Raw genomic sequence first — 24,427 nt, 5'->3', positions numbered from 1 at the left:
GCGGAGAGCATCGGCCGGATCATGGGGGTGATCTCGGACATCGCCGACCAGACCAACCTCCTGGCCCTGAACGCCGCCATCGAGGCCGCCCGCGCGGGCGAGGCAGGGAGGGGCTTCGCCGTGGTGGCCGACGAGGTGCGCAAGCTGGCGGAAAAAACCATGAGCGCCACCCAGGAAGTGGCCGTTGCCGTGGATGCCATCCAGCAGGGCACGCGCCGATCGCTGGCGGGCGTGGACCGCACGGGCGGCTCCGTACAGGCGGCTTCGGAGCATGCCGGACGCTCCGCAGAGGCGCTGACCGGAATCGTGACGCTGGCCGAGGCCTCCGCCGAGCAGGTCCGGTCCATCGCGGCGGCGGCGCAGCAGCAGTCGGCCGCAGCGGGCGAGATGCGACGCAGCGTCGAGGCTGTGCGCCAGCTCAGCCAGGAGGTGGCGAAGGCCATGTCGGCCGGAACGCAGGCCGTTGAGGACCTGGCCGGCCAGGCCGGGTCCCTCGAGCGTGTGGTCGAGCGCCTGTCGCTCCTTTCGCGGGAGGACACGGCGCTCGCCACCGGTGCGCTTCCGAGCCGCAACGCCGACCGTCTCCTGGGCGCGCTCCCGGCAGGGCCAAAGCAGTAGCGGCGGGTCCGCCCCGGATTTCCCGGGAAGGCCCGCCGCAGAGAGCGGTGAGGGAGCCGGTCCGGCCCGACGCCGGACCGGGGAATCCCCGCAGGGGTTCGCTCAGATGGGCGGGGCGATGGTCACCAGCACGCGCATGTCCGTGACGGCCCGCACGCCGTGGGGTTCTGCGATGTCGCTCACGAGCACGTCGCCCGTCTTGCAGGGGATGGCGTCGTCCTCGGAGAGGAACTCGCCCTCGCCCGAGAGCACCACGATGGAGAGCTGCCCTTCGATCTCGTGGGAGTGAACGGGCATGTGCTGCCCGGCCTTGAAGTTGAAGTTGATGATCTTGAAGTGCTCGGAATCGTGCACCAGGAAACTGTGGAAGGTCAGGTCGGTGAACTTGGCCTCGTCGAAGACGCTCACTTTCTTCATCATGGCGTGCCTCCTCGGGAAAAATGAGTGGATGCCCACCCTACCCCAGCGGCCGCACCGCGTCGAGCCCCCGGCGAAAGATCAGGGCTTGCCCTGGCGGCGCGACGCCAGGCGGCGCACGGCCCCGGCCAGGTCCTCCACGCGGAAGGGCATGTCCATCACCTCCGTGGCCCCGCGCCAGGCCGGAGGCGCATCGTGGGAGGCCACGGAGCGCACGAAAACCAGCCCCGCTTCGCCCAGCCCCGCCATGCGCCGGGCCAGGCCGTCGGGATCGCCCCGCCAGTAGACCACGGCAGCCTCGGTGCGCCCGGCCCCGTCCGGGTTCACCTCCATGCCCGAGGCCCGCAGGCTCTCGGCCAGGATCTGCCCGATGGACTCGTCGGAACTGATCACCGCAACGCCCGCGCCGTCGCGCCCCCCGGGGCGCTCCCGGCGCGCCGGGAGCGCCAGGCCAGAGCGCGCCCGAGCCACCAGGGCGCGCAGGCGCTCCAGGTCTCCCGGCCCGGCCGCGCCGCCCAGGGAATCCAGCAGGGAGAGGGCGTCGTCCAGGGCGCGCACGGCGTCCGGCCCGACGGAAGGCGCGCCCGAGGTCTGGGCGGCTTCGCGCATGCGCACCTGCAGGGACTTGGCGAAGGCCAAGGCCCCGGCCGGGTCCGTGCCCGGGGGCGCGCCCGCCGTGTCCAGGCGTCCGGCCAGTTCCATCAGGGCGCGGGCCGCAGGAGCCGCCGGGTAAAGCTTCACCAGGGCGCGCTGGCGGGCAGCGGCCGCGGCCACGTGGTGGTCGCGCGGCACATGGCCGGCGTAGCGCAGGTCCAGGGAGAGGTGGCGGGTCATGGCCCGGCGCAGGCGTTCGAAGATGTCGCGCGCCTGCTCAGGGCCGCTCACGCGGTTGACCACCAGGGACGGGGCGCGGCGCAGGCCGTTGCCCGAGAGCACCTTCACCAGGGCGTAGGCGTCCGTGAGGGCTGCGGGGTCGGGGTTGGTCACCAGCAGCAGTTCCGGACAGGAGAGGAACAGCGAGACCACCTGGGCCGAGACGCCGGGCGAGCCGTCCACCACGAGGTAGTGGTAGCCCGCCAGCTTGGAGAACTCCCGGGCCATGGCCAGGCGCGCGGGGCGGTCCAGGTCGGCCAGGCGGGCCACGCCGGAGCCGCCGGGGATCACGTCCACGCCCGGGGCAGCGGGTATGGCGGCCTGCTCCAAAGGCACGCCGTCGAAGAGCACGTGTTCAAGGGTCCACTCCGGGGAGACGCCCAGGAGCACGTCCACGTTGGAAAGGCCCAGGTCCGCGTCCAGCAGGCAGACCCGGCGGCCGAGGCGTCCCAGGGCCAGGGCCAGGTTCACGGAGACGCTCGTCTTGCCCGTACCGCCCTTTCCGCTGCCCACGGCAAGGACGCGGTTCATCCGCCGCGTCCCGTAAGGCGCTCCACCTCGGCCAGCAGGCGCTCCACCTGGAAGGGCTTGCGCATGCAGGCGGCCGCTCCCAGCTTGATGGCCTGGGCCTGCTCCTCCTCGGTGGCCATGCCGGTGAGCACCAGCACGGGCATGTCCGGCCCGGCGAAGGTGGCCGACTCGCGCAGGAGCGAGAGGCCGTCGCGCCCCGGCATGCGGATGTCCAGGATGAGCAGGCGGTAGCGCCCCGCGCGCAGGAGGCGCAGGGCCTCCTCGCCGTCGGAGGCCGTGCGCGCGGCGAAACCCCGCGACTCCAGGGATTCGCGCAGGATCTCGCGGATGTGGGCCTCGTCGTCGGCCACGAGCACGGCCGCCTCCTCGCGGCGGGGCGAGGATTCGTCGGCCAGGACGGGGCGCGCCGAGAGGTCGCGCGGGAGGGTGACGGTGAACAGGGAGCCGCGGCCGGGCTCGGTGTCCACGGCGATGGTCCCGCCGTGGGCCGTGACGATGCCCCAGGCCGTGGAAAGCCCGAGGCCCGTGCCCTTGCCCTCGGGCTTGGTGGTGAAGAAGGGGTCGAAGATGCGCTCCAGGTTGCCGGGAGCGATGCCCGTTCCGGTGTCGGAGACGGTGAAGGCCACGGCGTCGGAGGCCGTCAGGCGGCGCAGTCCGGCGCGCAGCACGCCCCCGCCCTGCTCCATGGCGTGCTGGGCGTTGAGGGCCAGATTCAGGAGCACCTGCTCCATCTGGTGGGCGTCGGCGCGGATGTCGGGCACGTCGGGGGCGTAGTCGCGCTCCAGGCGGATGTTCTGGGCGCCCAGGCCGTTCTCCACCAGGGCCAGCACGCGCTCCAGGCACTCGCGGGGGTTCATGAGCTCCATGCGCGGCGGGGCCGGGCGGGCGAAGTCCATGAGGCTCGTGAGGATGGCCCCGATGCGGTCGATCTGCTCCACCATCTGGCGCAGGCCCTTCTTCTTGGCCGGGTCGGTCTCGCGCATCTCCAGCAGCTGCGCCCGGGCCGAGATGATGGCCAGGGGGTTGTTGATCTCGTGGGCGGCCCCGGCGGCCAGCTGTCCCACGGCCGCCAGGCGCTGGGTCTTGAGGAGCTTGTCGTTCATCTCCTGCATGGAGCGCATCATCAGGGCCAGGCGCTCGCCCCGGCGCTCGCGGCTGTCGGCCAGATCCAGACGGCGGAAGGCCTGGGCGGCCAGCTGGGCCAGCAGGCCCACGGCCCCGCGCACCTCGGGCTCCACGCGCCCGGAGCCCGGGGCGAAGAGCAGCTCCCCGGCGCCCAGGCCGTTCTCGCGCACGGCCACCGTGGCCACGCCGTGCTGGAAGTGCACGGGCGGCCCCTCGGGACCGGGCAGCGCGGCGGCCCGGATGCGCATCCCGCGCGCCAGTTCTCCGTAGGGCCAGGGGAGCGCGCCGGATTCCAGGGGTGCGCCGGAATCGTCCAGGGGCACGTTCACCGGGCCTTCCCCCGCTTCGCTCCAGAGCCTGCCGCGCAGGACGCGGCCGTCGTCCTCCAGGAGGCAGGCCAGGCCGGAGGGAGCGCCGAAGCGGTCGCGCAGGCAGCGCGCCAGGGCCTTGAGCACGGCGTCCTCGCTCTCGGCCTTGGCCAGCTCCAGGCCGGCCTGGGCCACGTGGCGCAGGGCGCGGGCGTCGCGCTCCTGGGAGCGGACGCGCCCGGCCAGCCCCAGGCCCGTGTCGCCCAGCCTGCGGTTGGCCCGGGCCAGGGCGTCGAAATAGAAGCCCGCCGCGTCCTGGGGCATGGCGAAGAGCCCCGAAAGCTCGGCGAAGCGCCTGCCCAATCCGCCGCGAATCTCCGCCAGGGCGGCCTTGTCCAGGCCCAGTTCGCGAGCGGCGGCCAGGCTCTCGCCCTCGTCCTGGGAGGGCGCGGCCAGGCCCGTGGACTCGTGGGCGATGCGGTCGGCCAGGGCCGTGAAGAGGGGGATGAGCCCCGACGCTCCCGCCGTCAGAAGGGCCTGCGGCGACTGGTGGTGCATCCAGGCCGATTCGGCCAGACCGGCGGGCAGGCCCCAGCGCTCCAGGAGCCACTTGCCCGCCAGGCAGTGGTCCGCGCCCAGGGCCTCCTGCTCGGCGCGCACGAGACGCCCGCCGAAGAGGAACTCGTCGGCGTAGAGCCCGGCGGACTCGCGGGGGGCGCAGGCCAGGAGCGCCAGCTTGCCGCAATCGTGCAGGAGCCCGGCGGCGAAGGCCGCGCCCGCCAAATTCGGGCGGACCTTCTCGGCCAGCATGCGCGCGGCGCAGGCGCAGGCCAGGCTGTGCCGCCAGACATCGGACACGGCCGGGTCGCCGGCGTCGAAATCCTTGAAGAGCCCTTCGCGCACGCACACGCACAGGGCGGCCGTGCGCACGGCCTCCGCGCCCAGGAGCATGACGGCCTGGCGCACGTCGTCCACCTTCTGGGCGCGGTTGAACTCGGCGGAGTTGGCCAGACGCAGGATGCGCAGGCTCACTGCCGGGTCGGCCTCCACGGCCTGGGTCAGATCCTTGGGCGAGGGGGCGTCGGAGGCGGCCACTTCCAGGAGGCGGGAGGCGGAGGCCGGGGCCGAGGGAAGCCTGTCCAGGCCCTCCACCAGGGCTCGCACCCTGTCGGCCGGACGCCTGGTGTCGGGTTGGTCCATGGGTTGATCGCCGTCGCTGGTTCGGGTGTGGGGGCGTTTCGCGCTCACTACATCAAAACCCCGGAAAGGCAAACCGCGACGGCCGCCGGATTCCCGGATACCCCCAGATTCACTGGACATCCCTCCCGGAAGCGATGTATCCTACCGTTGAGGGCCGGATGTGCCCATCCTTTCGACCGGTAGGCGCGCATGCATGCCCTTGGGCCGAGAATCCTGCTCGTGGACGACGAGCCCGGCGTTCTGGAGGTCTGCGCGGAGTCCCTGGCCGACCTGGCCCAGACCGTCAGCACGGCCCGCGACGGCCTCCAGGCCATGGAGCGCCTGCGCGAGGACACGTTCGACCTCGTGGTGAGCGACCTGCGCATGCCCGGAGCCTCTGGGGTCGACCTTCTGCGAACGATGAGCTCCGTGGCCCCGGACACGGACCTCATCGTGCTCACGGGTTACGGCACCATCGAGAGCGCCGTGGAATGCGTGCGCCTGGGCGCGGTGAACTACCTGCTCAAACCCTTCAAGGTGGAAGACCTGCGCGCCGCCGTCCTCAAGGCCGTCACGGAGCGCTCCCTGCGCGTGCAGGCGGGCGCGGGGGGGCTTTCGCGCATGCTGGTCCTTTCCGCCGCGCTCTCGGCACGCCAGGAGGCCCGCGCGCTGGTCAAGGAGTTCCTGGCCCAGGTGGGCCAGGCCTTCGCTCCCGACGGCATCGCCTTCTTCGCCCACGGGTCCGACGGTTCCGGCGGACAGCGCCACATCTTCCTGGGTCCCTACTTCCGCGAAAACCCGGGCGTGCGGGCCTGGTTCGAGTCGCTTTCGGCGGGCCTGGCGCGCAAGGGACGCCCCATGCTCTTCGAGGAGCAGCTGCTGCGCGACGCCTTCAACGCCCAGGAGGCGCGCCCGCCCCTCTCGGCCGTGGGCGCGCCGCTCACCTTCTCGGAGGGCGCTGGAGCGGTGGTGGCCCTGCGCGCGGCCGGGTCGGCCCCCTACGGCGTGGAGGATCTCAAGCTCTTCACGCTGTTCGCCTCCCACGCCTCGGTCTGTTTCGAGTCCAGGCGGGCCTGCGCGCGGCTCAAGGCCGTCAACGAGGAGATCGTCTACTCCCTGGTTCACGCCGTGGAGGCCAAGGACACCTACACACGGGGCCATTCCGAGCGCGTGAGCCGCTACGCCGTGAAGCTGGCCCGCCACCTGAACCTGCCCGCCCGCGAGGTGGAGCTGGCGCGCACGGCGGGCATGCTCCACGACATCGGCAAGATCGGCGTCCCCGACAACATTCTCAACAAATCCGGGCCGCTCGACGAGTCCGAGCTGCCCGTGATGCGCCAGCATCCGGCCATCGCGCGCACCATCCTGGGCAAGGTGGAGAGCCTGGGGGCCGTGCTCCCCGTGGTCTTCCACCACCACGAGCGCTTCGACGGCGCGGGCTATCCCGATGGCCTCGCCGGAGAGAACATTCCCTTCCTGGCCAGGCTGGTGAGCGTGGTGGACGGCTTCGAGGCCATGACCTCGGACCGCGCCTACCACAGGGGCCGCTCCCTGGAGACCGCCCGCGACATCCTGCGCCAGGGCGCGGGGAGCCAGTGGGACCCGATGCTCGCCCACGCCTGGCTGGAGCTTCTGGACAAGCCCACCGCCGCCTGAGCCGCCCAGGCAACGCGAAAGCCCCTCCCGCCAAGGCGGAAGGGGCTTGATGGCGCAGACGCCCCGTCGCCGGGAAGCGCGCCGGGCGTTCAGCCGCGAGGGCCTACGCCTCGACCTTTTCGAAGTATTCCTTTTCGGCCCCGCACTTGGGGCACACCCAGTCCTCGGGGACCTCTTCCCAGGGGGTGTCCGGCTTGACGCCGTGCTGCACGTCCCCTTCGGCGGGGTCGTAGACATATGCGCAAGGGCATTCCCACTTGTCCATGACGTCTCCTCCGGCTGGCCTCGCGGCCGCCTGTTCGCGGTTCACGCGGGCCTAGCCCACCGAGTAGAAGGCCTTGGCGGCCGCCTGGCAGACAGGGCACTTCTCGGGGGCGTGGTCCTCGCAGGTGTAGCCGCAAACGCTGCAGACGTAGTATTCCGTGTCCTTGAGTCCGGCGGGATCGGCCAGGGCCTTGGCGTAGAGGTCGGCGTGGACCTTTTCCACGGCGTTGGCGTAGCGGAAGCTGCGCTCTGCCTTCTTGTTGCCTTCGGCCACTGCGGTCTCGATCATGGGGGGGTACATGCTCTCGAACTCGTGGGTCTCGCCGGCGACGGCGGCCTTCAGGTTCTCGGCCGTGGTCCCGATGCCGCCCATGGCGGCCAGGTGCGTGTGGGCGTGGATGGTCTCGGCCTCGGCGGCGGCGCGGAAGAGTTTGGCAACCTGCTTGAAGCCTTCCTTTTCGGCCTGCTTGGCGAAAGCGAGGTATTTGCGATTGGCCTGGGATTCCCCTGCGAAGGCTTCCTGAAGGTTTGCGTCGGACTTGGACATCGGGCTCTCCTTTTCAGTCGGTAATTCCGACTTAGTAATTTTTCTGATTAAAATGATAAGCCAAAGGGCGCAAACTGGTCAAGTGCTTTGAAAGAAAAATACTACTGCTCGCCCAGACAACGCGTGCACACGCCGCGCAGCACCACACGACGGTCGTCCGCACGGCCCAGCGCCTCGGAGTCGAGCGGCGGGGTGAGACGGTCGAACTCGTCCCAGAGGAAGTCGTAGATGGCCTTGCACCGCGAGCACACGAAGTGATGGTGCGGGCTGGTGTCGGCGTCGAAGCGCCCCTGGTCCCCGGTGACGGGCACGCGCATGATCAGGCCCAGTTCATCGAAGGTGGACAGGGTGCGGTACACGGTGTCCAGGGAGATGGTGGGCAGCCTGCGCCGTACGCGCCCGAAGACCATCTCGGCGCTGGGATGGTCCTTGGCGCCCACGAGTTCGCGCAGGATTTCCAGGCGTTGATGGGTCAGCCGGAGGCCCCTTTCCAGGGAGATGGACTTGAAGCGCTCCAGGGCGGAATCGAAGTCCATGACCGTTGATTGCGTTTGCAGCATAGGTTTCTCTCCCGCAGTCGGTTCGTGTTACGAGTAGATTATTTCCTGCCGAAGTCAAGCGCAATCCGGAACAATTCTCATAAAGTTTCCCTCCGCAAGGGGTCGGTTTGCTTTCGCCATCCACTTGCGCTACCTCACGGTCATTTCCCGTAAGGAGAGCCAATGAACGTCTTACTGGTGGGCTCGGGCGGCCGCGAGCACGCCCTGGCCTGGAAACTGTCGCAGAGCCCCCTGGTGGAAAAGCTCCGCGTGGCCCCCGGCAACGGCGGAACGGCCCTGGTGGCCGAGAACGTCCCCATCGGGGACACCGACGTGCAGGCCCTGGCGGACTATGTGCGGGCCAACGCCGTCGACTTCGTGGTGGCCGGCCCCGAGGCCCCCCTGGTGGCCGGGCTCACCGACGCCCTGGCGGCCCTGGGCGTGCCCTGCTTCGGCCCCGACGCCTATTGCGCGCGGCTGGAGGGCTCCAAGGCCTTCGCCAAGGAGATCATGGCCGCCTCCGGCGTGCCCACCGCCGCCTTCCGCGTGTTCACCGATCTGGAAGCCGCCCGCGCCCACGTGACCGGGCGCCCCCTGCCCATGGTGGTCAAGGCCGACGGCCTGGCGGCGGGCAAGGGCGTCGTGGTGGCGAAAACCCGCCAGGAGGCCCTGGACGCCCTGGAGGAGATGATGGCCCGCCGCGTGTTCGGCCAGGCCGGAGACACCGTGGTGGTTGAAGACTGCCTCATGGGCGAGGAGGCCTCCTTCCTGGCCTTCTGCGACGGCGCGACCTGCGCCCCCATGCCCTCCTGCCAGGACCACAAGGCCGCAGGCGAAGGCGACACCGGACCCAACACAGGCGGCATGGGCGCGTACTCCCCCGCCCCGGTGCTCCCCGACACCGAGTGGGAGCGCATGGCCGACATGGTGATCCGCCCCATCCTGCGCACCCTGGCCGAGCGCGGCCACCCCTTCAAGGGCGTGCTCTACGCCGGGCTCATGATGACCCCGGCAGGCCCTTCGGTGCTTGAGTACAACGTGCGCTTCGGCGACCCCGAGTGCCAGCCCCTGCTCCTGCGCCTGGAATCCGACCTGGCCCAGGTGATGCGCGACTGCGTGGCCGGCAGGCTGGACCCCGCCTCCCTGCGCTGGAGCCCCAAGACGGCCCTCTGCGTGGTGCTGGCCGCCAAGGGCTACCCCGGCGACTACCCCAAGGGCATGGAGATCACGGGCCTGGAGCAGGCCGACGCCCTGCCGGACTCCAAGGTCTTCGTGGCCGGAGCGTCCCTGAAGGACGGCGCTCTGCGCACCACGGGCGGGCGCGTGCTGGGCGTCTCGGCCCTGGGGGACGGCCTGGCCAGCGCCCAGGAGAACGCCTACCGCGCCGTGGCGGCCGTTGGCTTCGAGAACTCCTATTTCCGCCGCGACATCGGCTCCAAAGGCATCAAGAGGATTTCGCAATGACCAAGGTCGCCATCTTCATCGGCTCCATCTCGGACAAGGATGTCATGAGCCCCTGTTCGGAAGTGCTGGGCCAACTGGGCATCGAGCACCTGTTTACCGTCACCAGCGCCCACCGCACCCCGGAGCGCACCGAACGCCTGGTGACGGAACTGGAGGCCAAGGGTTGCCAGGTGTTCATCTGCGCGGCGGGCATGGCCGCGCACCTGGCCGGGGCGGTGGCCGCGCGCACGCTCAAGCCCGTGCTGGGCGTGCCCGTGAACGCCTCGCCCCTGGGCGGCATGGACGCCCTGCTCGCCACCGTGCAGATGCCTCCCGGCTTCCCCGTGGCCACCCTGGCCATCGACAAGGCCGGAGCGCGCAACGCCGCCTGGCTGGCCGCCCAGATCCTGGCCCTCACGGACAAGAGCCTGGAGGAAAAAATCCGCCAGGCCCGCGAAGGCTTCGCCCAGAGCGTGGAAAAGGCCGCCAGGGAGCTGGAGGCCTAGCGGTCCGGATTCGCCTCCAACGGGAACGCCGCCGGGCGTTCCTGACGGTGTTCCCCTCGCGAGGCCACCCGGCCCGCGATGGCAAAGAGCCCCGATCCCGGACGGCGCGATGACAGCGCATCCAGGTCCCGGGGCTTTTTCGCGGGCCGCTGGCGGCCCTGGGGGTCAGGAGACGGCCCAGTCCTTGACGCGCAACTCCACGCTGGCCAGGCCGTTGTAGGTGTCGAGCTTGGGGGTGAAGGCCAGGGTCAGGGGCTTGCCCTGCACCTCGGGGCCCAGTTTGTCGGCCATGCGCCAGGCCTTGGCGCGAAGCGTCACGCCCGCGCCGGGGTCGCGCACTTCCAGGACCACATGGTTGGCCCCGAAGGTGCGCCTGCCGCGCACGTCCAGGGGCGGCGAGGAGAACACGGGCTCGGGGTTGCCGCAGCCGAAGGGGCCAAGCAGGTCCAGCTCCTTGAGCAGCTCCTGGTGGATGTCCGCGAAGGAGAGCTCCCCGTCCAGGCGCAGGCTGGGCACGGGGTCCGCCTCGCCCAGCTGGGCGCGCACGGCCTCGCGGAAGGCCGCGCTCAGGACCTCCAGGTTCTCCGGGGCCAGGCTCAGCCCGGCGGCCTGGCGGTGGCCGCCGAACCCCAGCAGATGCCCGCCGCAGGCCTCCAGGGCCGCATAGAGGTCCACCTCCGGGATGGAACGCCCCGACCCCTTGAGCTTGCCATCGCACGCGGTGATCACCAGCGCGGGGCGGTAGTGGTTCTCCACCACGCGCGAGGCCACGATGCCGATCACCCCCTGGTGCCAGTGGGGCGCGTGCAGCACCAGGGCGGACGCGCCGGCCTGCAACCGGGCCTGCTCCAGGGCCTCGGCGGAGATGGCTTCCTCCTCCTGGCGGCGTCGGACGTTGAGTTCGTCGAGCTGCTTGGCCAGGGGCCGGGCCTCGCGCAGGTCGCGCGCCAGGAGCAGGCGCAGGGCGTCGCCCGCATGCCCGAGGCGGCCCGCCGCGTTGATGCGCGGCGCCAGCCCGAACGTGACCTGGGAGGCCTCCAGCGGGGCCTTGGGATAGTATCCCGCAGCCTCCTTGAGGGCGAACACGCCGGGGCGCGCCCCCTCGGCCAGCAGGAGGAGCCCGTTTTTTACCAGAATGCGGTTCTGGCCCGTGAGGCTCACCACGTCGGCCAGGGTGCCCATGGCGGCCAGGTCGAGGAATTGCCGGATGTCCAGGGGCTCGCCCGGCAACATGCGGTTGAGCGCCGCGGCAAGGAAGAAGGCCACGCCCACGCCAGCCAGGTCGCGCCCGGGGCCGTCGGCCAGCTTGGGGTTGGCCACGGCCAGGGCGTCCGGCAGTTCGGGGCCGGGCAGATGGTGGTCGGTGACCACCAGGTCAAGGCCCAGTTCGCGGGCGCGCCGCGCCTCGGCCACGGCCCCGATGCCGCAGTCCACGGTGAGCACGAGCTGCGTGCCGTCCCCGGCCAGGCGCTCCAGGCCCGCGCAGGAGAGGCCGTAGCCCTCCTCCATGCGCGCCGGGATGTGGCTGGCGGCGGCGAAGCCGCGCTTGGCGAAGAAATCCAGGAGCAGGGCCGTGGAGGTGACGCCGTCCACGTCGTAGTCGCCCCATACGGTGATCTTGCGGCCCGCTTCCAGGGCATGGGCCACGGCGCGCGCCGCCTCGTCCAGGCCGGGGATCTCCCGGGGGCTCATGAGGTGGCGCAGCCCCGGGCAGAGGAACACGTCCATGGCGTCCGGCGTCTCCAGGCCCCGGCTCCAGAGCAGCCCGGCCAGACGGGGGGAGACGCAGAGCTTCCCGGCCCAGTCGCTCAGGGCCTCGGGCGCGGGAACCTGGCTCCGGGGACGCCAGAGCTTACGCACGGCGCGCGCCCTCCCGGGCGGACAGACGCGCGCGGGGCATGGCGGAATGGACGGCGGAAAGGCGACTCATGCGGCCAGCCCGGAGGCGAAGACGCCGGGGTCGTGGCGCTCAAGGAGGGCTTGGACATCCGCGAGCAGGTCCTCTGGGGAGAGGTTGAACTTGTGGAGCACCTCGCGCCAGGGGCAGGCCACCAGCGCGTCGGGGTCCGCAGCCACGTGGGCCACGGCGTCGGCCACGCAGAGGGCCAGGGCCTGGCGACGGTGGCCGGGGGAGTGCATGGGGGCGTGGTGCCAGTTGACGGGCTCGGTCAGGTCGGCGGGGAGATTCCACGCGCCCATGACCATGGAGCCCAGCACGCCGTGTTCGATGCCCCAGTACTCCTCCTCGGCCTCGGAATAGGGGAGGGCGCGTTCGGCGGCCAGGGCCTCGATGGCGCGCCAGTCGTCGGGGCGGTGCAGGGCGGTGAGCAGCTTGCCCAGGTCGTGCAGGACGCCTGCCGTGAAAAGGTTGTCGCCGTCGAGTCCGCCCATGGCCGGAGCCAGGCGACGGGCCACCAGGGCCACGGAAAGCTGGTGCTCCCAGTAGGGGGCGATGGGGAAGTCCTTGGGAAAGCCTTTGGCGCTGGTGAGCCCCTTGACGCCCACGGCCAGCACCAGGGAGCGCACCTCGTTGAGCCCCAGCACGGCGATGGCCCGGCCCACGGTGGTCACCTCCTGCTGGAGGCCGTAGAAGGCCGAGTTGGCCATGGTGAGCACCTTGGCGGTAAGGCCCTGGTCGCGCGAGAGGGTCTCGGCGATCTCCTCGATGGGCGTGGCGGCGCCCTGCCCGGTCTGGCTGTAGAGGGTGGTGAGCAGCGCCGGGGAATAGGGCAGATCGTGCCGCAGGCCCGGCAGGTCGAGGAGGAATTGCTGGCCGCGTTCGTGGCTCATGGCGGCCTAGATGCCCACGTTGATGGGCTGGCGGGAGGGGTCGTCCCTGGGGAGCAGCTCGCGCACGCCGGGCAGGTCGAGCGAGACCTTGTTCTGCTCCACAAGGTATTTCACGAACTTGCGCGCCTCCACGAGGCCCGGGTTCAGGCGCAGGGCGTTCTTGAGGTATTCCAGGCACTGGCCCGCGTCGTCCTTCTCGAAATAGGCCCGGGCGATGTTGTAGAAGAGGTTCTCGTCGGATTCGGTGAGGCTCTCGGCCTTGCGGTAGTAGTCGAGGGCCTGGTCGAGCATCTTGTTCTTGCGCAGGCTGATGCCGAAGTCGTTGAAGAGGTGCTTGTGCTCGGGCTCGAAGGCGGCGTCCAGGCGCACGAGGCGCTCGAAGATGTCGTTGGCCTTGTGGGCTTCGCCCCGGTCGAGGTAGGTGAGCCCCAGGCCGAAGTTGGCGCGCACGTTCTCCTCGTCCACTTGGAGGGCCTGCCCGAACTCCAGTTCGGCGCTGAATATCTCGCCCTTCTCGCGGTGGCGCTCGCCCTTCTGGATGGTGCGTGAGAGTTCCTGGAGCTTGGGGTAGACCGTGGAAATGTAGAACTCCGGCTCCGGAGCGAACTTGGCAAGCAAGTCCTCGATGGTGATCTTGCGCTTGGGGCCAGAGGGAATGTAGTTCTTGTTCAGGGGCTGGATCTCGAGCTGATTCTCTTCCAGCTCCTCCACAAACCAGTAGGTCTTCTGGATGGTCTTGCGAGTGGTGGTGCCTGTGCCCACCTTCTGGATGGACTGCGTGGAAAAGATGCCCTTGATCTTGTCCCTGGGGCGGGAGGCGGCGCGGGGCGTCTGCCCCCCTTCCTGGATGTCCATGGACTCGCTCATGACGTTGGCTCCCGCTCGGGATGCGCGGCCCTTTCAAAGCCCCGCCTCCCTTCGCATACCCCGAAGAGCAATCCGCTGCAAGCAATCATCGGTCTATCATGTCCACTGTGAAAGAAGCGTCTCCACGAGTTCCGGACGCAGGGCCGGAGCGCTGCGGGCGGCCAGGTAGACGGCGCGCAGCTCGTCCACGGCGCCTTCCAGGACATCGTTGACGATCACGTGCTCGAACCAGCCCGACTGGGCGATTTCGTCCCGGGCGTTCTCCATGCGCAGGGCCACGGTCTCGGGGGAGTCGGATGCCCGGCCCTGGAGGCGACGCAGGAGTTCCTCGCGCGAGGGGGGCAGCACGAACACCGTGTGTCCCAGGCCCAGGTTCTCCTTGAGCGCCCTGGCCCCCTGCACGTCGATGTCGAAGAGCACGTCGCGGCCCTGGGCCAGCATGTCCAGCACGGCCTGTTTCGGGGTGCCGTAGTAGTTGCCGTGCACCTGTGCCCATTCCGCGAAGTGCCCCTTGCCGATGAGCTCGCGGAAGCGCTCCTGGCTGGTGAAGAGGTAGTCCACGCCGTCCTGCTCGCCCGGGCGCGGGGCGCGCGTGGTGCAGGAGATGGAATAGCCGATGGCCGGGAACTCCCGGCGCAGGGCCTTGATGAGCGTGCTCTTGCCCGCGCCCGAGGGGGCGCTCACGATAAGGGCCAGTCCCAGCCGTCTACTTGTCGTCATCGTCGTCGTCCTGGCTGAAGCGTTGGGAGATGGTCTCGGCCTGGATGGCCGAGAGGACCACGTGGCCCGAATCCGTGATGATGATGGACCGGGTCTTGCGGCCCTGGGTGGCGTCCACCAGCCGCTGGGAGTCCTTGGCGTCCTCGCGCAGGCGGCGCATGGGCGAGGACGCGGGGTTCACGATGGCCACCACGCGCGCGCTGATCACGTAGTTGCCGAAGCCGATGTTGAGCAGTCCTGTTTTCTGCACGCGACGGTCCTATTCGATGTTCTGCACCTGTTCGCGCACCTTCTCCAATTCGGCCTTGAACTCCACCACGATGCGGCTCACCTCGATGGACTGGGCCTTGTTGCCGCAGGTGTTGATCTCGCGGAAGGCCTCCTGGAGCAAAAAGTCCAGGCGTTTGCCCACGTCGCCGTCCTGGCCCAGCAGTTCGCGGATCTGGTCCAGGTGGCAGCCCAGACGGGTGAGCTCCTCGGACACGTCGAGCTTGTCGGAGAGCATGGCCACTTCCTGGATGACGCGCTCTTCGGGGGCCTCGATGCCGGTCTTCTCCAGGATGGCCGCCAGGCGCGTGCGCAGAGTCTGGAACTTCTCCTCTTTCACGCGCGGGGCCAGGGCCTTGATCTGGACGTGCCAGCCGGCCAGGCGCTCCAGGCGGCGCAGGATGTCCGCAGCCAGGAGCGCACCTTCACGGGCGCGGGCGGCCTGAAGGTCCTCCAGGGCCAGGGCCAGGCCCCGGCGCAGGGCCTGGGCCAGCTCGTCGGGCGCGTCGGAGAGCCCCTCCTGCCAGAGATGGGAGATGGTCATGAGCCGGGTGAAGTCCGGCTCGAAGGAGCGGCCCATGTCGCGCGCCAGGCTCTCCACCGATTGGAGCATGGCCCGGGCCAGGGGCTTGTTCAGGGCCACGTCCAGGGCCTCGGCCCGGTGGGGCTGGCAGTTGCAGCTCACCTCGATGCGGCCGCGCTCGGCGTGGGCGCGCACGATCTTCTCCAGGTCGGCCTCCTGGGAGCGCAGGAACAGGGGCAGACGCCACTTGAGGTCCAGGTAGCGGCTGTTGACGGAGCGCGCCTCCCAGACCATGCTGGCGTAGTCGTTTTCCGTGACGGAGCGGCCGAAGCCGGTCATGCTTTTGGGCATAGGTTTCCCTGCCGGGCCGGGCGCGGGGCCGCGTCCGGGCGGCGCTGCTTGGATTGGCGGCCCGGGGCGGGCGCGCCTGAAGCGTTCACCCTACCTTTTCAGGCGGGCATTCGTAAAGGGGAGGCTCCACGCAGGCGGACGCTTCACCGCAAGCCCCTTCCTCGTGAGGACGCCCCCGGGGAAACGCCAGAGGCTCGGCCAGCACGAGGGTCCCCTCGGCGCGCAAGGGGCGCGCCTCCACCAGCGCGCCGGGGCGCAAGCCTGTCGCGAAGGCCCCTTCCAGGCGCACCTCCACGTAGTGTTCGCTTGCTCCCGAGGGCGGGTCGTCGCGTTCCAGGGCCACGGTGAGGCGCTCCGCACGGGCCAGGCGCGCCACGTAGTCCTGCTCGCGGCGCAGGGCCTCCTCGCGCAGGGCGCGGGCGCGTTCCTTCTTCACCTCCCGGGGCAGTTGCCCCGGGGCGCGGGCCGCCACGGTGCCCGGGCGGCGCGAATAGGGGAACACGTGAGCGTAGCACAGGCCCGCCGCCTCCACGAAGTCCAGCGTGGCCCGGAAGGCCGCCTCGCCCTCCCCGGGAAACCCCGTGAGCAGGTCCGCCCCGGCGGCGGCCAGGGGGGTCTCCCGGCGCAGACCCTCCAGGAAGCGCAGCACGCCCTCCGGGCCGTAGTGGCCCCGGCCCATGGCGCGCAACACGCCCTCGTCGGCGCTTTGCAGCGAGATGTGCACGTGCGGACAGACCATGCGCGAACCGGCCAGAACCTCCAGCGCGCGCGGGCCGAGCATGCCCGGGTCCAGCGAGGAGAGGCGCAGCCTGGCGCGGCCCGCCCACCGGGGGGACAGGGCGGCCTCCAGGCGAGCGAGCATGTCCCAGAAATCTCCGCCGTCCGCATCGAACTGGCCCAGGTTGATCCCGGACAGGATGATCTCCCGGCCGCCCGACTCCAGGAGCGCCCGGGCCTCGCCCAGGATGCCCGCGAAGGGCCGCGAGCGCGCCCGGCCTCTGGCCCTGGGCACGATGCAGTAGGTGCAGCCGTGGGAGCAGCCGTCCTGCACCTTGAGCACCGGGCGCGAGCGCTTGAAGCGACGGATGGAGAAGGCGGGCCAGTCTCCGACGCGCGGCGTCGACGCCGCGCCGTCCGGCAGGGCGCAGAGCGTCTCCTTGCGGGACTGCGGGATCACGTTGTCCCGCCCCGCCAGTTCCGCGAAAGGGCCGGGCTCCACCTGGGAGGCGCAACCGGCCACGAGCACGCGCGCGCCCGGAGACTCGCGCAGGGCGCGGCGCACGGCACCACGGCTGTCGGCCACGGCCCCGGCCGTGACGGCGCAGGTGTGCACCAGCACCACCTGGGCGTCCGAAGCCTGCCGGGACTCGCGCCATCCGGCGTCCTCCCAGGCCTCGCGCACGGCCTGGGATTCGTACTGGTTGATCTTGCAGCCGAGGGTCTGAATGAAGAAGCGCATCCCCGCCCCTACCGCAAAGCGCCGGGCAGGTGAAGCCGCGCCCGAGTCCGCTTTACAGGACACCTGTCCCTTCCTGAGGACACATCCCGCTTTTTTTCCAGGAACGCACAGGTTGCCAAGATATAAAACACTTTGAATTGTATGGTGTTGTTCAGAATCAACTCATGGCATGCATTTTGCCAGTACAGGCGCCATGCATGCCTTAATCTCCCCCGCGAACGCCCAGGGCGTGTTCCTACACTCCCCGTCGCTCTATTGTCCGCTCTACGAACTCACGGACGAGACCGTCGCCGCCGTGGAGCTGAGCCCCGCCGTGCTTCGCTCCCGCCTGCTGCCGGGCTTTTCCCAGGCCAAGGCCCTGCTCAGGGGCGAGCACGCCCTCTTCGCCAAGGACGCCTTCGCCTGCGTGCGCCTCGGCACGCGCGAAATGGCCGATCGCGAGGCCCCCGAACGCCTGTCGCGCGCCGTCCAGGACATGGACCAGGACGCGGCCCGCTTCTGCCTGTTTTTCTCCGACTCGATCTGCAAGGCCCTGGGATTTCGCGCCCTCGAGCAACTGATGTCCTTCAAACGCCGGGGGTTCCGCCTGGGCGTCGACATCGACAGCCTGGACGCCGCGTCCGGCCCCTTCCTTGAAATGCTCCCGGCCGACGTGCTGCGCCTGGGCGCGCTGGACACCGTGACCCTCACCAGCGACCCGGACGGCGCGGCTGAGCTTGCCAGCTTCACACGCTTCGCGGACAACCTCCTGATGATCCCCGCCGCCAGCGGCGTGCGCAACAGGGCGCAACTCTCCATGCTGCGCCAGACGGGCATGCGCTTCGGCCAGGGACCACTCTTCCCGCCTCACTCGGAACGCCTTGCGTCCGTCTAGCGCCGATCCAGGCTGCCGCGATCCCGCAGGGTCCCCGAGAAAAAACAGATTTACAAAACTATAAATTCGGATAGATTCAATCCATCTATTCTGCTGGATTGTTTCCGTTGTTTAAGGAGACCTCATGGACGACTATTTGAAGGAAGCACTGGAGATCGTCAGGGCACAGGCTAAAGTCCGCGTGATGACCTCCCAGGAAATCGTGAGCATGGTGCGCAACCTCATGCACGGACTGAAAGCCGTCGTGCAGGGCGGAGCAGGAGCATCATCGCCAATCGCCCAGGACGACGCCAAGGGCAAACCCCTGGACGCCAAGAAAGCCATCCGGGAAAAGTCCATCATCTGCATGGAGACTGGCAAGTCCATGAAGGTGATCACCAAGCGCCACCTGGCAAAGCTTGGCCTGACCCCCGACGAGTACCGCGCCAAATGGGGCTACTCCAAGGACACCCCCCTGGTCTGCAAGGAACTCCAGCGCGCGCGCCGCAAGAAAATGCTGGATATGCGCCTTTGGGAGCGCCGTAAAAAGCCCGCGTAGGGCTTCGCACACGCAGACCGCGAGCCTCCGTGCATCCACGGGGGCTTTTTTTTGGCGATATTATACTTGCCAAACCCAACCCGAATGAGTATGGTTTCTCTAGCAACGAGGGGAACCATGAGCATCCTATCCAAGCCATTTTTTCACGACGAGTTGGCAGCCATCGAAAAGCTTGAGCAGCTTCTCTGGCCGAATGGCCCCGTTTGTCCACATTGTAGTGGCAGCCAGAAAATTTATCCGCTAAAAGGTAAGGCCACGCGGCCTGGGCTCTGGAAATGCGGGCACTGCCGGAAACAGTTCACGGTTAAGATCGGAACTGTTTTTGAGTCCAGCCACGTGCCTCTCTACAAGTGGCTCCAGGCGGTTTTCCTTATGTGTGCCAGCAAGAAGGGGATCAGCGCCAACCAGCTTCACCGGACGATTGAGGTCACCCTCAAGACGGCTTGGTTCATGGCGCATCGAATCCGCGAAGCCATGAAAGATGGCTTCCTTCCGGCCCTTGGGGGAGAGGGGAAAATCGTTGAAGTGGATGAGACTTTCATTGGCCACGATTACACTGTTAAGCCCAAGGGGGATAAGAGGGGGCGAGGGTTTGCCCATAAGCACAAGGTTCTTTCTCTTGTCGAGCGTGGGGGAAAGACTGTGAGCATCGTGGTTGATGACCTTAAGGTCAAAACCCTCTTGCCCATATTGAAAGAACAAATTGATAGCAAAACTCGGATTATGACCGATGAGGCTGGGCAATATAAATATCTCGGCAGGGATTTTGCATCTCATGACTTTGTCCGACACAACCAGGGAGAATATGGAAGGGGAATAATTCACACGAACACTGTTGAAGGGTTCTTTAGCATATTCAAGCGAGGAATGAAGGGCGTTTATCAGCACTGTGCAAAGAAACACCTTCACCGTTATATTGCGGAGTTCGACTTTAGATATAACGAACGGAGAGTTTGCGATGAGGAGCGCGCCGACACTGCGTTGCTTGGGGCGGTCGGGAAGAGGCTGACCTACCGTGGCTCACCAATGGCGGCCTAGGAGACGAAGATGGCTGAAAAAATAAGCATTACCATCGATGCCTCTGCGCTACATCAAGACATACTTGATGTAGAGGACGCCTTTAACCAATTGCAAGACTTTTTCAATCTTTTGCGCGACAACGGAGATATTTCTTGGCGTTTAGTTTCTGCAAGCAAGCAATCTCCATTCAATATTGTATGTGAAGCCTTCTCTCCAGGCCATACAGTACAAGTCACTGACCTAAAGGCAAAAAAGCTAAAGGACTGCTTTGAACATAATTTGGTCAATCTAATTGAAGGCCGCATCCCATTTGAATGGAATAAGGGGACGAAAATTCAGTCGGCGACCAACATTTTGAAGCGCGCCCAAAATGGAATTGGAAAATTTTCGATTGATTTTTTTGACGATCTTCCACCACTAGAAGTTACCCCAATCATGGCTGTGCGTGCTTATAAAAAAATTATATCGATTGGAAATGATTTAAAGAGAAATGAAATAGGGACAATTGATGGGCATATTATTGACATTGGGGAGCACTACGGTAACCCAGCAATACAGCTATTTGATAGGTTGAGAAGGACCAAGATATGGTGCGTCGTACCCAAAGAAAAAATTGACATAATATCTGAAAGTAACGACTGGCGTGATGTATGGGATCAACAAAGAGTTCTGGCTAAGGGCACCATCAGTTACAACAAAGATGGCACCATATCCAGGGTTACTCTTCAAAGCTTTACCAAAGTTGATCCAGGCAGAATTCTTTTAGACAATATACGCGACCCCAATTTTACTGGCGGGATGTCTCCAGATAAATATCTGGACACCTTGCGGGGGGATGTTGATGAGTAAGCCAAGATATTACTGGGACTCATGTACATGGCTTGGCCTTATCAATGAAGAAAAAAACAAGTGGCCAGGATGTGAGTATATCATGTCTGAAGCCATGAAGGGCAACGTCGAGATATTGGTTTCTACTCTTACGCTAGCCGAAGTATATAAAACAAAGTGCAAAGAGCCATATAAGGTTCTAGCCGAAGAAAATGACTTAATAATTGAAGATTTTTTCTCTCAAGAATTCATAATTATAGCTTCCGTCGACTTGGAAGTGGCCAAGACGGCGAGGTCTTATTTGAGATATTATGCGGACAAGGGGCTCAAAAAACCTCAAGACGCAATTCATCTTGTTACTGCATTGATGTACGGCGCGGAAGAGCTTCATACCTTCGACGGGTCCGATCTGCTATGTCTAAACGGACTTATCAGGAATGAGGAAGGCAGAGAGTTAATAATAAGGAAGCCACCAGAACCGCCAGTAGAGGAAGTTTATAAAACGTCTTTGCTTAAACTTGGCAAAGACAATGTCAGGTATATTCGAATAAGAGACACCGATGCCAAAGAAGCCAACTAAGCAAGGTGAGAAAACTCAACTTGATAAGTTTACATCAGTCGCTAAGTCCCTTGAATGCGACGAAAGCGAACCCGCTTTTGACGCTTCTCTCCTCAAGGTGGCCCGCACGCCTGCTGCGCCGTCCAAGAGGGAAAAAGCCAAAGAAGCCTAGCCTCCGCCTCTCCCCTCAATCCGCCTTCGTCACCCTTTGGGTTTGCAAAGTATAATATCGCCTTTTTTTTGGGGCCGGTTCCGGCCATCCGGCGCAGCGCTTTACATCGTTTTGGACTCGTGGCATACAATGGAGGAACTGCTCCGTCGGCTTGAACTTCGCGAACCGGGAGGCCGTCATGTCCGCCACGTTCGATCCTTCCCTGCTCTACGCCGAATGCCGCCGATGCAAATCGCCCGTGCTCTCCCAGTGCAAACCCGGCGAGGAAGCGCTCTGGATGGGCGTTCCTCCGGAATTCCTCGACGCCGACTGCCTGCTCCTCTACGATGGCTGCCCGCGCTGCCAACCCGGCCGCGCCGCCTATGAACCCCGCCTCATCCGCCTTCTGCCCCGCGAGGGACACCGCGCCTGCCTCCATTGAACCGGGGCCAGCCCCGGCCAGCACCGTTCCCCGCGCTTGAAAGCCCGCCTCTGCGGCCCCTCCTCCGGCGCGCGCCCGACGCGACCGTCCCCTCCCTCCGGCGTGTCTTTTCGCGCCGCTGTCCGGCCTGCGGACCCCGCCGACCGCCCTGAACCGGACGGGGCTGCCGCGCGGATGCCGGACGCCCTGCTCATCGTGTGCACGAACTGCCGCGAGTCGCTTGACCATGACAGTCAGTCTCAATACCATCCCGATTTATAGAAATCACACTATGTCAAGACGACGTGTGACGGCTGACAACCCACTGAATTTTCAAAGCGCACACCCCTTCACAAGGCGTGCCCATTGACAAAAATGTCATTCGATTTGACTTGTCAGCAGGATGTTTTCAATTTACACATCGTTTGCCCGTGTTACGGATGAGCGTCATCATCCGCTCCGACGGCCTGGGCAGCAAGGCGCGACGCCGCGCGCCGCCCCGGACGCCTTCACGCGGCAAGGGCATGGAGGGAAGAGGCCTCGCTCTCGGGCGAGGCCAGGCGGCTTCCCGCCCTGTGCCATGCCCTCCTGGCTGTGGCAGCGTTTATCAACTCGAGGAGGAGGATCAAACCTTATGAAACGTTTTCTGGCACTGGCCCTGCTTGTGAGCATGGCCCTTTGCGCCGCCGCCGCTTCCGCGGCCACCGAGGTCAAGATGACCGGCGACGCCCGCATCCACGCCAACATGTGGAGCAAAGCCAACTACACCGGCTGGGACGGCACCGGCACCCAGACCTTCGACGCCTTCACCATCTGGGAGCGCTTCCGCCTGCGCACCGACTTCATCACCAACGAGAACCTCAAGTTCCGCTTCGGCATCCGCGCCAACAACACCCCCTGGGGCAACGGCACCTACACCGTGGACAACCCGCGCGTGGCCATCGACGTCTACCAGGCCTTCCTGCAGTTCAAGTGGCCCGGCACCGACGTGGAGTTCACCATCGGTCTTCAGCCCCTGGCCATCGCCCACGCCTCCTTCTTCGCCGGCAGCTCCCTGATCATGGACACCCACGTGGCCGCCGCCATGGTGAACATCCCCGTCGTGGACGACAAGGTCAAGATCGTGGGCGGCTTCATGCGCTTCCTCGATTCCAACCGCGACATGGACCCCACCACCACCCAGGTGCCCGACGAATTCGACGGCTACTACCTCTCCGTGCCCATCACCCTGGACGGCTTCAGCGCCACCCCCTGGGCCCTGCTCGGCGTGGCCGGCCGCAACGCCAACTACGGCGTCGGCGCCGGCAACTGCGGCCTCTACAACGCCACCCTGCAGCAGAACCTGATGTCCGCCGGCACCTTCGCCCTGGCCCCCGGCTTCAGCAACGCCCAGAACATCTACTGGTGGGTCGGCGGCGCGTTCGAAGTGACCGCCCTGGATCCCTTCAAGTTCTACGCCGACGTGATCTACGGCGAGGGCAACGGCAACGACCGCGCCCCCAACCGTCGCAAGGGCTTCTTCTTCGACGTGGCCGCCGAGTACACCGGCCTGGACATGCTCACCCCCCAGATCGCCTTCTGGTGGTCCACCGGTGAAGACGCCTCCCTGCGCAACGGCTCCGAACGCCTGCCCACCGTCGCCGGCACCTGGGGCTCCAGCACCTCCTTCCTGTTCGACTCCGACCAGGCCTTCACGAACACCTACGTGGGCGTCAACCCCGTGGGCTCCTGGGGCTTCACCGCTTCGCTCAACAACATCTCCTTCATGGCCGACCTGAGCCACCGCCTCACCTTCGCCTACGTGCGCGGCACCAACTCCGCCGCCGGCCTGCGCCGCGCCAACGCCATCCTGGGTTCTGGCCAGTTCTACCAGATGGGCCGCGACCTGGCCGAGACCGAATACGTGCTCGGCATCAACTTCGACAACACCTACAACATCTACGAAAACCTGGCCGCCATCGCCACCTTCGGCTGGTCCCACGGCGAGTTCGACAGCTCCGTCTGGGGTCGTCGCTTCGTCAACCAGGCCCGCAGCGGCGACATGTTCATGCTGGGCATCGGCCTCCAGTACAAGTTCTAGGACTTGTTTCCGATCGCCTTCCTGGCGGCCGGGGGAAACCCCGGCCGCCTTTTTGTTGCTCCCCTGAGAACCTCGTTGCCGGAGACGCCCACCCCGCCGTGGCTGCCCGCCCCGGCCACCCGCTTGCCAGCCCGGGTTTTTCGGGATATCCCTGCGCCATGATGGCGATCCTCTCCAGCGCCCCCCCGCGCGGCAGCTCCCCGATCCTGGTCGGCCCTTTCCTGGCCTGCGCGGCCCTGCTGGCCCTGGCCCTGGCGGGCTGCTCCTCCAAGCTCACGGCCGGCCATCTGGTGGTCAAGCCCTGGGAGGACGGCGGATCCCTGAAGATCTACGCCAAGTTCATGCACTTCGATCTGCTCACGCAGCCTCATGAAGGACAGTTCGAGGTCAAGGGCACGGCCTGGCCCATCAAGGAGAACCTCCCCCTCTGGGCCGACACCGTGGAGGACCTCACCCTGGCCGCCTACCTCTGCGACGAAAAGGGCAACGTGCTCGCCAAGGCCCAGAAAAGCTACCCCACCCAGGCCATCACGCCCTCCGGCTTCGCCTTCGACATGCTCATGAAGCACCCCAAGGACCCCTCCGGCGGGTACTTCGTGGCCGTGGGCTACAGCGGCATGTTCACCGCCTCCAAGCCTCCCGCCGCCGTGAGCCCCGGCAGCGGCAGCATCGCCGGGAACTACGTCTTCTTCGCCAGCGAGAAGGCCGCGCTCTCCAAATAGCCTCTGCGCCGGTCCGCGCGCCCGCCGACAGCCCCGCCTTGCTCCTCCCGGCACGGCCCTGCGCATCGGGGCCGCTCGCATTCGTCCCTGCCGCGGTTCTCCGTCTCCGGTTCTTTTGTGCTCCGCCCGCCCAGCGCCTTCCGAGCCCGGTCCGGCCCGGCCGCCCCGCCCCCGACACAGGACCGCCTCCAGCCGTCACGCAATCCACCGCGTGGCGTCACGACGCAAAATCCAGCGCGTGCTACCCCCTC

25 protein-coding genes are annotated in these 24,427 nt (G+C 66.8%); 12 read left to right on the top strand and 13 right to left on the bottom strand.

The window, feature by feature from the left end:
• The coding region (locus ACV4UX_RS03220; RefSeq protein ID WP_491591892.1) for a methyl-accepting chemotaxis protein at window positions 1-618 on the top strand (618 nt) is incomplete at its 5' end.
• Window positions 619-720: 102 nt separating this feature from the next.
• Here the strand turns inward: ACV4UX_RS03220 and ACV4UX_RS03215 are convergent.
• The 3 genes from ACV4UX_RS03215 to ACV4UX_RS03205 form a co-directional block, all read right to left on the bottom strand.
• A complete protein-coding gene (locus ACV4UX_RS03215; RefSeq protein ID WP_491591893.1) occupies window positions 721-1,035 on the bottom strand; it encodes a cupin domain-containing protein in 315 nt (104 codons plus the stop codon).
• Window positions 1,036-1,116: 81 nt separating this feature from the next.
• Window positions 1,117-2,439 (bottom strand): P-loop NTPase, encoded by a 1,323-nt coding sequence (locus ACV4UX_RS03210; protein ID WP_491591891.1) that lies wholly within the window; start codon window positions 2,437-2,439, stop codon window positions 1,117-1,119.
• On the bottom strand, window positions 2,436-5,072 hold the full coding sequence (locus ACV4UX_RS03205) for an HDOD domain-containing protein (protein WP_491591890.1): 2,637 nt from the start codon (window positions 5,070-5,072) through the stop codon (window positions 2,436-2,438). The genes ACV4UX_RS03210 and ACV4UX_RS03205 overlap by 4 nt, the downstream gene beginning before the upstream one ends.
• Window positions 5,073-5,261: 189 nt before the next feature.
• On the opposite strand from ACV4UX_RS03205, the gene ACV4UX_RS03200 reads away from it, so the two are divergent.
• Window positions 5,262-6,707, top strand: a complete 1,446-nt coding sequence (locus tag ACV4UX_RS03200) for an HD-GYP domain-containing protein (RefSeq protein WP_491591889.1) — start codon at window positions 5,262-5,264, stop codon at window positions 6,705-6,707.
• A 103-nt stretch (window positions 6,708-6,810) separates the two neighbouring features.
• Here the strand turns inward: ACV4UX_RS03200 and ACV4UX_RS03195 are convergent, their stop codons facing one another.
• From ACV4UX_RS03195 to ACV4UX_RS03185, 3 genes are all read right to left on the bottom strand, one after another.
• Window positions 6,811-6,972: a rubredoxin gene (locus ACV4UX_RS03195; protein ID WP_491591888.1), complete on the bottom strand. Its 162-nt coding sequence runs from the start codon at window positions 6,970-6,972 to the stop codon at window positions 6,811-6,813.
• Window positions 6,973-7,023: 51 nt separating this feature from the next.
• Entirely contained in the window at window positions 7,024-7,518 is a 495-nt protein-coding gene (locus ACV4UX_RS03190) for a rubrerythrin family protein (RefSeq protein ID WP_491591887.1), read from the bottom strand.
• Between the two features lie 101 nt (window positions 7,519-7,619).
• Window positions 7,620-8,054 carry a Fur family transcriptional regulator gene (locus tag ACV4UX_RS03185; RefSeq protein ID WP_491591886.1) on the bottom strand — a complete coding sequence of 145 codons (435 nt, stop codon included), beginning with the start codon at window positions 8,052-8,054 and terminating at the stop codon, window positions 7,620-7,622.
• A gap of 186 nt (window positions 8,055-8,240) precedes the next feature.
• Here ACV4UX_RS03185 and purD point away from each other — a divergent pair, with 186 nt between their 5' ends.
• Both purD and purE read left to right on the top strand, forming a co-directional pair.
• Complete coding sequence (purD, locus tag ACV4UX_RS03180) at window positions 8,241-9,521, top strand: phosphoribosylamine--glycine ligase (RefSeq protein WP_491591885.1); 1,281 nt, start codon at window positions 8,241-8,243, stop codon at window positions 9,519-9,521.
• On the top strand, window positions 9,518-10,006 hold the full coding sequence (gene purE, locus ACV4UX_RS03175) for a 5-(carboxyamino)imidazole ribonucleotide mutase (RefSeq protein ID WP_491591884.1): 489 nt from the start codon (window positions 9,518-9,520) through the stop codon (window positions 10,004-10,006). The genes purD and purE overlap by 4 nt, the downstream gene beginning before the upstream one ends.
• Window positions 10,007-10,171: 165 nt before the next feature.
• On the opposite strand, the gene recJ is transcribed toward purE, so the two are convergent.
• From recJ to ACV4UX_RS03140, 7 genes are all read right to left on the bottom strand, one after another.
• Complete coding sequence (gene recJ, locus ACV4UX_RS03170) at window positions 10,172-11,866, bottom strand: single-stranded-DNA-specific exonuclease RecJ (protein WP_491591883.1); 1,695 nt, start codon at window positions 11,864-11,866, stop codon at window positions 10,172-10,174.
• A gap of 66 nt (window positions 11,867-11,932) precedes the next feature.
• The gene (locus ACV4UX_RS03165) at window positions 11,933-12,796 is read right to left on the bottom strand and encodes an HDOD domain-containing protein (RefSeq protein ID WP_491591882.1); all 864 of its coding nucleotides are present in this window, start codon (window positions 12,794-12,796) and stop codon (window positions 11,933-11,935) included.
• Window positions 12,797-12,802: 6 nt separating this feature from the next.
• Window positions 12,803-13,663 (bottom strand): tetratricopeptide repeat protein, encoded by an 861-nt coding sequence (locus ACV4UX_RS03160; protein WP_491591881.1) that lies wholly within the window; start codon window positions 13,661-13,663, stop codon window positions 12,803-12,805.
• A gap of 96 nt (window positions 13,664-13,759) precedes the next feature.
• On the bottom strand, window positions 13,760-14,383 hold the full coding sequence (gmk, locus tag ACV4UX_RS03155; RefSeq protein WP_491591880.1) for a guanylate kinase: 624 nt from the start codon (window positions 14,381-14,383) through the stop codon (window positions 13,760-13,762).
• Entirely contained in the window at window positions 14,370-14,633 is a 264-nt protein-coding gene (locus ACV4UX_RS03150) for a DUF370 domain-containing protein (RefSeq protein WP_173081119.1), read from the bottom strand. The genes gmk and ACV4UX_RS03150 overlap by 14 nt, the downstream gene beginning before the upstream one ends.
• Before the next feature lie 9 nt (window positions 14,634-14,642).
• Entirely contained in the window at window positions 14,643-15,524 is an 882-nt protein-coding gene (locus tag ACV4UX_RS03145) for a YicC/YloC family endoribonuclease (protein WP_491591879.1), read from the bottom strand.
• An 85-nt stretch (window positions 15,525-15,609) separates the two neighbouring features.
• Window positions 15,610-16,983, bottom strand: coding sequence for a MiaB/RimO family radical SAM methylthiotransferase (locus ACV4UX_RS03140; RefSeq protein ID WP_491591878.1), 1,374 nt, complete (start codon window positions 16,981-16,983; stop codon window positions 15,610-15,612).
• Between the two features lie 229 nt (window positions 16,984-17,212).
• Here ACV4UX_RS03140 and ACV4UX_RS03135 point away from each other — a divergent pair, with 229 nt between their 5' ends.
• From ACV4UX_RS03135 to ACV4UX_RS03100, 8 genes are all read left to right on the top strand, one after another.
• Window positions 17,213-17,857: an EAL domain-containing protein gene (locus ACV4UX_RS03135; protein WP_491591877.1), complete on the top strand. Its 645-nt coding sequence runs from the start codon at window positions 17,213-17,215 to the stop codon at window positions 17,855-17,857.
• A 124-nt stretch (window positions 17,858-17,981) separates the two neighbouring features.
• A complete protein-coding gene (locus tag ACV4UX_RS03130; RefSeq protein WP_491591876.1) occupies window positions 17,982-18,395 on the top strand; it encodes a Ros/MucR family transcriptional regulator in 414 nt (137 codons plus the stop codon).
• Window positions 18,396-18,512: 117 nt separating this feature from the next.
• Complete coding sequence (locus ACV4UX_RS03125) at window positions 18,513-19,433, top strand: IS1595 family transposase (protein ID WP_491591875.1); 921 nt, start codon at window positions 18,513-18,515, stop codon at window positions 19,431-19,433.
• Window positions 19,434-19,442: 9 nt separating this feature from the next.
• Complete coding sequence (locus ACV4UX_RS03120) at window positions 19,443-20,264, top strand: hypothetical protein (RefSeq protein ID WP_491591874.1); 822 nt, start codon at window positions 19,443-19,445, stop codon at window positions 20,262-20,264.
• A complete protein-coding gene (locus tag ACV4UX_RS03115; RefSeq protein WP_491591873.1) occupies window positions 20,251-20,823 on the top strand; it encodes a type II toxin-antitoxin system VapC family toxin in 573 nt (190 codons plus the stop codon). The genes ACV4UX_RS03120 and ACV4UX_RS03115 overlap by 14 nt, the downstream gene beginning before the upstream one ends.
• A gap of 329 nt (window positions 20,824-21,152) precedes the next feature.
• Entirely contained in the window at window positions 21,153-21,395 is a 243-nt protein-coding gene (locus ACV4UX_RS03110; protein ID WP_491591872.1) for a hypothetical protein, read from the top strand.
• 613 nt (window positions 21,396-22,008) lie between these two features.
• The gene (locus tag ACV4UX_RS03105) at window positions 22,009-23,454 is read left to right on the top strand and encodes an outer membrane homotrimeric porin (RefSeq protein WP_491591871.1); all 1,446 of its coding nucleotides are present in this window, start codon (window positions 22,009-22,011) and stop codon (window positions 23,452-23,454) included.
• A gap of 158 nt (window positions 23,455-23,612) precedes the next feature.
• Complete coding sequence (locus tag ACV4UX_RS03100) at window positions 23,613-24,176, top strand: hypothetical protein (protein ID WP_491591870.1); 564 nt, start codon at window positions 23,613-23,615, stop codon at window positions 24,174-24,176.
• The last annotated feature ends 251 nt before the right edge of the window (window positions 24,177-24,427 follow it).

Source organism: Fundidesulfovibrio sp. (assembly GCF_058402725.1).
This window is presented reverse-complemented; position numbering and strand designations above follow the sequence as displayed.